Consider the following 6,349-nt stretch of genomic DNA (forward strand, 5'->3'; position numbering starts at 1 on the left):
GAGTGAGCGACGAGAAGGCCGACGGTACCAACGAGGGCGCGCTGTGGGGCGCCCGCTTCGCGTCGGGTCCCTCGCCCGAGCTGGCGGCACTGAGTCGCTCGACCCACTTCGACTGGGCGCTCGCGCTCTACGACATCGCAGGGTCCCACGCCCACGCGAAAGCGCTCGCCGCCGCCGGCTACCTGACGGGCGAGGAAGAGCGCGCGATGCACGCGGGACTGGATGCCCTGGCACGCTCGATCGTCGACGGCACGCTCGTCGCGACCGACGCCGACGAAGACGTGCACGGTGCTCTCGAGCAGGCGCTCATCGCCGAGGTCGGCGCGGAGCTCGGCGGCAAGCTGCGCGCCGGGCGCAGTCGCAACGATCAGATCGCGACCTTGGTGCGGATGTACCTGCTCGATCACTCGCGCACCATCGCGCGCGAGATCCTGCGCGTCATCGATGCGCTCGTCGCGCAGGCCGAGGCGCACGCCGACGCGATCATGCCGGGTCGCACGCATCTGCAGCACGCGCAGCCCGTCCTGCTCGCGCATCATCTGCAGGCACACGCGTGGCCCCTCGTGCGCGATCTCGAGCGTCTGCGCGACTGGTCTGCGCGTGCGGCCGTCTCGCCGTACGGCGGGGGAGCGCTCGCGGGGTCGACACTCGGTCTGGATCCCCAGCTCGTCGCGGCCGAGCTCGGCTTCGATCGGCCGGCGGAGAACTCGATCGACGGCACGGCCGCGCGCGACGTCGTCGCGGAGTTCGCGTTCGTGACCGCGATGATCGGCATCGACCTCTCGCGGCTGGCCGAGGAGATCATCCTGTGGAACACGCGCGAGTTCGGCTTCGTCACCCTGGACGACGGCTTCTCGACGGGCTCGAGCATCATGCCGCAGAAGAAGAACCCCGACATCGCCGAGCTCGCGCGCGGCAAGGCGGGTCGCCTGATCGGCAACCTGTCCGGGCTGCTCGCGACGCTCAAGGGGCTTCCGCTCGCCTACAACCGCGACCTGCAGGAGGACAAGGAGCCCGTCTTCGACTCGGTCGCGACGCTCGAGGTCGTGCTTCCCGCCTTCGCGGGGATGGTCGCGACGATGCGGTTCGACACGGATCGGATGCGGTCGCTCGCTCCCGAAGGGTTCTCGCTTGCGACGGACGTCGCCGAGTGGCTCGTCAAACGGGGCGTGCCCTTCCGCGACGCCCATGAGATCTCGGGCGCCCTCGTCCGCGCGTGCGAGTCGCGCGGCCTGGGCCTCGAAGACGCTTCCGACGATCTGCTTGCGGGCGTGTCGCCCCTGCTCACCCCGGAGGTGCGCGACGTGCTGTCGGTCGACGGCTCGGTCGCGAGCCGCACGGGTGCGGGCGGCACCGCACCTGTGCGTGTCGCCGAGCAGCGCGCGCACCTGGTCGCTCGGGCGCAGTCCGTGGCACGCCCTCTCATCGAGAAGCAGTGATTCACTGATACTTCGAAAAATATCAGCGTTTAATTGATATTCATGGGATATCAGTGAAAGACTGATCCCATGGTTGCAGCAGTCATCGCCGACATCGTCGGATCTCGTGAACTCGCCGATCGCGTCGTCGCACAGCGTGCCCTCGAGGAGACGCTTGCTCGTGTCGCCGAAGTCGCGCCCACCGCAGACGCCGCGCTCCTGCCCACCGTGGGCGACGAACTGCAGGGGGTGTACCCGGACCTGGTCTCGGCGTCGGCCGCGACGATGCTGCTTCAGCTGACCCTTCCCGAGGGGATCGAACTCCGGTTCGGCGTCGGCCTCGGCGCGATCGAGGACATCCCCTCCCTCCGCGGCGCGTTGTCCGAGGGCGAAGCATGGTGGGCCGCCCGTCGAGCGATCGAAGAGGTCGAGGCGCTCGCGCGTCGCGCGGCGCCGACGGCGCGTACGCGTGTGGCGGCGCCGGCATCCGCCCCCATCGAGACCCGCCGGCTCGTCCGTGTCGCCAACGACGGCTTCCTCGCCCGTGATCGGGCGATCGCGCAGCTGAGCCCTCGAGCCCGTCGCATCGTCTACCGGCGCTGGCTGGGTGAGACGCAGAACGAGATCGCGGCTGCCGAGGGAATCGGGCAGTCGGCCGTGTCGCAGGCGATCGCCACGGCCGATGCCGGAGCGCTCATCGAGGGTCTGCGCACACTGACACGCGAGGACGACTGACCGTCACCAGATCGCGAGCCACACCATTCCCACGACGGCGCTCGACCACAGCAGACTCGCGAGTGTGCCGACGATGAACCGCTCGCGAGCGGCAGGCGTCGCGAGCTCCGTGAAGCGGCCGATGCCCTTCAGGGCCACGACGACCGCGATGACCGCGGGGAAGCCGGCGAGGATGCCCAGCGCGATCGCCGCTCGCTCCAGATAGCCGATCGCCGTGCCGCCGCGGAGGATCTCCTCTTGGCGTGCGGGTGCGTCCTCCATCATCAGCTCGACGAGGATGCCGCCGCGCGTGCCCTCCTTCGTGCGACCGGCGTCGGCCTCAGCCAGCGCCCACCGCGAGAAGGGATTGCCGCCGAGGACGGCCAGCGCGACGCCGAGGATCGCCAGCAGTGCGCCGAGCAGCAGCGGGACGTTGTACGGAAGCACCGAGACGACGATGAAGCACAGCACGACGAGCCCCCCGGCGACCGCGAGAAGCACGGTGCTCGGTCGGCGCAGCGCGACGGTCACGAGGGCGAGCGCGGCGCACAGGGCGGCGAACAGGAAGATGACGACCGTCGTCGTGATGAGGATGTCGGCGGGTGATTCCACGCCGTCAGTCTGGCACGGGGCGACGACGGCCTTGCCCGATGGCCGCGCGCACGACAGGCTCCTTACATGGCCAAGATGGAGCACTTCGAGATCCCCGTCGACGACATCGCCCGCGCCCAGGCGTTCTACACGTCCGTGCTCGGCTACGAGTACGAGGCATGGGGCGGCGAGATGGGAATGCTGAAGCAGCCCGAGGACGAAGGCGTCAACGGCGACCTGCACCTGCGAAGCGCGACCCCGCATCCGACCGTCGTCTTCACGGTCGATCGCATCGAGGACGTGCTCGAGCTCGCCGTCGCGCATGGCGGACAGCTGCTCGGGGCGATCGAGCCGATGGGCGAGACCGCGAGGTACGCGTACCTGAAGGACTCCGAGGGCAACATCATCGGCCTCTACGACGAGATCTCGATCGCCTGACGAGGCGGCGCGCGCGTCGCCCGCTGATAGCCTGAAACGCGTGTCTGAAACCGTCGTGAGCGCGACTGCGCCCGCCAACGATCCCTCGTTCGAGAACGTGTGGGATGAGCTCGTGTGGCGTGGCCTCGTGCATGTGTCCACCGATCAGGAGGCGCTGCGCGCCCTTCTCGCGGGCGACCCGATCACGTACTACTGCGGTTTCGATCCGACGGCGCCGAGCCTGCATCTCGGCAACCTCGTGCAGCTGCTGACGATGCGGCGCCTGCAGCTGGCCGGCCACCGGCCGCTCGGACTCGTCGGCGGATCGACAGGGCTCATCGGCGACCCGCGGCCCACCGCCGAGCGCACCCTCAACGATGCGGACGTCGTCGCGGAATGGGTCGGCTACCTCCAGTCGCAGGTCGCGAAGTTCCTGAGCTTCGAGGGCGAGAACGCGGCGCGCCTCGTCAACAACCTCGACTGGACGGCGCCGATGAGCGCCATCACCTTCCTCCGCGACATCGGCAAGCACTACCGCGTCGGCACCATGATCAAGAAGGACGCCGTCAGCTCCCGGCTCAACTCCGACGAGGGCATCAGCTACGCCGAGTTCAGCTACCAGATCCTCCAGGGGCTCGACTACCGCGAGCTGCACCTCCAGTACGGCTGCGTCCTGCAGACCGGTGGCAGCGACCAGTGGGGCAATCTCACCAGCGGCGTCGATCTCATCAAGCGCACCGAGGGCGTCAGCGTCCACGCGATCGGAACCCCGCTCATCACCAACAGCGACGGCACCAAGTTCGGCAAGAGCGAGGGCAACGCGATCTGGCTCGACGCCGCGATGTGCAGCCCGTATGCGTTCTACCAGTTCTGGCTCAACAGCGACGACGCCGACGTCGTGCAGCGCCTCAAGGTGTTCACGTTCCTGAGTCGCGACGAGATAGACGAGTACGAGCGTCTCGTCGCTGCGGAGCCGTTCCGCCGCGAAGCGCAGAAGCGCCTGGCCCGCGAGGTGACGGCGTACGTGCACGGAGTGGATGCCACGGCCGCCGTCATCGCGGCATCCGATGCCCTCTTCGGTCAAGGCGACCTCACGACGCTCGACGCAGCCACGCTGCGCCACGCGCTCGACGAACTGCCCCACGCGTCGGTCGCCGCCGGCACGACGGTGGTCCAGGCGCTCGTCGACACGGGACTCGTCTCGAGCCTGAGCGAAGCGCGGCGCGCGATCGCACAGGGGGGTGTGTCGCTGGACGGTGCGAAGGTCGACGACGACTCCGTCGTCGTGACCGGCTCGCTCCCCGGTGGGGTCTCGGTCCTGCGGCGCGGCAAGAAGACCCTCGCGGGACTGCTGATCGCTTCCTGACGAAGATGCCGTTCACTCCGAGCCACGCGGTGGTGGCGCTCCCGTTCCTGCGCACGCCTCTGGTTCCGGCTGCGATCGCGGTCGGGGCGATGACCCCCGACCTGCCGCTGTTCGTGCGCGGCACGCCGCTGCAGTACGGACGCACGCACGATCTCGTCTGGCTGCCGGTGACGGTGCTCGTCGCGCTCGGACTCCTGCTCGTGTGGCGCTGCGTCCTTCGTCCTGCGGCGCGCGAGCTGGCGCCCGCGTGGCTCGCGCGCCGGCTGCCGGGGGAGTGGGATGCCGGGGCCCGCGCGGCATGGAGCGAGACGTTCCCGCGGCGGGTGTCGTCGATCCTGCTGCTCGTCGCGTCGCTCGCGATCGGCGTCGTCTCGCACATCGTGTGGGATCTCTTCACGCACGAGGGTCGTTGGGGTGTCGAGCTCTTCCCGCTCCTCGATGAGAACTGGGGCCCGCTCACGGGATTCAAGTGGCTCCAGCACGGATCGAGCGTCATCGGTCTCGCGATCATCGGCGTCTGGATGCTCGTCTGGCTGTCCCGGCGCGCGCCCGGGACGGTCGTCGCCCGCGTGGTTCCCGACGCGGTGCGCTGGATCTGGTGGCTGTCGCTGCCGGCGATCCTCGTCGTCGCGTGGTTCGCCCTGCTGCCGCTGTACGGCGGGTTCGACGAACACTTCGGCCCGACGCACCTGGCCTACCGTGTGCTTCCGCCGGCGTGCGCGGTGTGGGGTTCCCTCACCGTCGTCCTCTGCGTCGTCGTGCAGCTGCGGCGACGGAATGCGACGGGGGAAGACCACACTCCGGCGACCGCGGAATCCTGACCGCCGTCACCCGACGAGCGGCCGGGCGATCAGCCCCCGGAAAGCCGCGGGCGAAGAGCGCGACACGCCCGGGGTGCGAGCAGGATTTGCCCGTTCTCTGGATCCCACGTAACTTATTACTTGTTCGCCCCACAGGGAAGCGGAGAGGCCGAGAGCCTTACCCCCCTCAAGCGGAGAACCACCCCCCTTCTGAAAAGTCGCTCATTGAGCGTGCCTGACCTTGCGGTCTAAGATGGAGGTTCCCACTCCTCGATGCCGTCGCTGAGTGCTGTTCCTGGACGCTTGATCGTCACGAACGGCCGATTTGACAAGCTGACGGAGAGGGATAAGATAGAGAAGTTGCCCAGCGGGCCGGCTCGAAGCCGAAGCGCGGGGCACCTGATCTAGCTTCGTGAGACGCCGTCACCGACAGCTTCTGCAGCCTTCGAGCCGCGGGAAACGCCGATTTGACAGCGGAGAAACGAAGAATAAGATAGAGAAGTTGCCCTGCGGGCGAGGCTGAGAGGCTGAGCAGCAGGAGCATCCGATCCTTGAGAACTCAACAGCGTGCACTTGTCAAATGCCAAAAAACCTCGCGGCCGACGTAGTCGGTCGATGAGATTCTTTTGAGATTAAACGAGATGTCAGCAATGACATCCGATCGTCAGATCAAACTCGCTGCTTCGAACCCATTCCGGTTCGATCGCAGCAAAATTTCTTTACGGAGAGTTTGATCCTGGCTCAGGATGAACGCTGGCGGCGTGCTTAACACATGCAAGTCGAACGGTGAAAGAGAGCTTGCTCTCTGGATCAGTGGCGAACGGGTGAGTAACACGTGAGCAATCTGCCCTTGACTCTGGGATAAGCGCTGGAAACGGCGTCTAATACCGGATACGAGCTGCGAAGGCATCTTCAGCAGCTGGAAAGAACTTCGGTCAAGGATGAGCTCGCGGCCTATCAGCTAGTTGGTGAGGTAACGGCTCACCAAGGCGTCGACGGGTAGCCGGCCTGAGAGGGTGACCGGCCACACTGGGACTGAGACA

6 protein-coding genes and 1 rRNA gene are annotated in these 6,349 nt (G+C 67.4%); 6 read left to right on the plus strand and 1 reads right to left on the minus strand.

Annotated features, from left to right (window positions below):
• Positions 1–2 precede the first annotated feature (2 nt).
• Together argH and ACTIFV_RS17635 are read left to right on the plus strand one after the other, a co-directional pair.
• A complete protein-coding gene (gene argH, locus ACTIFV_RS17630; RefSeq protein ID WP_439594109.1) occupies positions 3–1,439 on the plus strand; it encodes an argininosuccinate lyase in 1,437 nt (478 codons plus the stop codon).
• A 69-nt stretch (positions 1,440–1,508) separates the two neighbouring features.
• A complete protein-coding gene (locus ACTIFV_RS17635; protein WP_439594110.1) occupies positions 1,509–2,153 on the plus strand; it encodes a SatD family protein in 645 nt (214 codons plus the stop codon).
• Between the two features lie 3 nt (positions 2,154–2,156).
• Here ACTIFV_RS17635 and ACTIFV_RS17640 read toward each other — a convergent pair whose 3' ends face one another.
• Positions 2,157–2,744 carry a hypothetical protein gene (locus tag ACTIFV_RS17640; RefSeq protein WP_439594111.1) on the minus strand — a complete coding sequence of 196 codons (588 nt, stop codon included), beginning with the start codon at positions 2,742–2,744 and terminating at the stop codon, positions 2,157–2,159.
• Between the two features lie 66 nt (positions 2,745–2,810).
• On the opposite strand from ACTIFV_RS17640, the gene ACTIFV_RS17645 reads away from it, so the two are divergent.
• From ACTIFV_RS17645 to ACTIFV_RS17660, 4 genes are all read left to right on the plus strand, one after another.
• Positions 2,811–3,161: a VOC family protein gene (locus ACTIFV_RS17645; protein ID WP_439594112.1), complete on the plus strand. Its 351-nt coding sequence runs from the start codon at positions 2,811–2,813 to the stop codon at positions 3,159–3,161.
• Between the two features lie 40 nt (positions 3,162–3,201).
• The gene (gene tyrS / locus ACTIFV_RS17650; protein WP_439594113.1) at positions 3,202–4,506 is read left to right on the plus strand and encodes a tyrosine--tRNA ligase; all 1,305 of its coding nucleotides are present in this window, start codon (positions 3,202–3,204) and stop codon (positions 4,504–4,506) included.
• Positions 4,507–4,511: 5 nt separating this feature from the next.
• Complete coding sequence (locus tag ACTIFV_RS17655) at positions 4,512–5,327, plus strand: DUF4184 family protein (RefSeq protein ID WP_439594114.1); 816 nt, start codon at positions 4,512–4,514, stop codon at positions 5,325–5,327.
• A 697-nt stretch (positions 5,328–6,024) separates the two neighbouring features.
• A 16S ribosomal RNA gene (locus ACTIFV_RS17660) occupies positions 6,025–6,349 on the plus strand; the annotation flags it as partial.

Source organism: Microbacterium sp., from assembly GCF_051860965.1.
Lineage (GTDB): Bacteria > Actinomycetota > Actinomycetes > Actinomycetales > Microbacteriaceae > Microbacterium.

Coding starts and splice junctions, on each gene's coding strand:
- ACTIFV_RS17635 (WP_439594110.1), top strand. CDS start 1,509: ATGGTTGCAGCAGTCATCGCCGACATCGTCGGATCTCGTGAACTCGCC.
- ACTIFV_RS17645 (WP_439594112.1), top strand. CDS start 2,811: ATGGCCAAGATGGAGCACTTCGAGATCCCCGTCGACGACATCGCCCGC.
- ACTIFV_RS17655 (WP_439594114.1), top strand. CDS start 4,512: ATGCCGTTCACTCCGAGCCACGCGGTGGTGGCGCTCCCGTTCCTGCGC.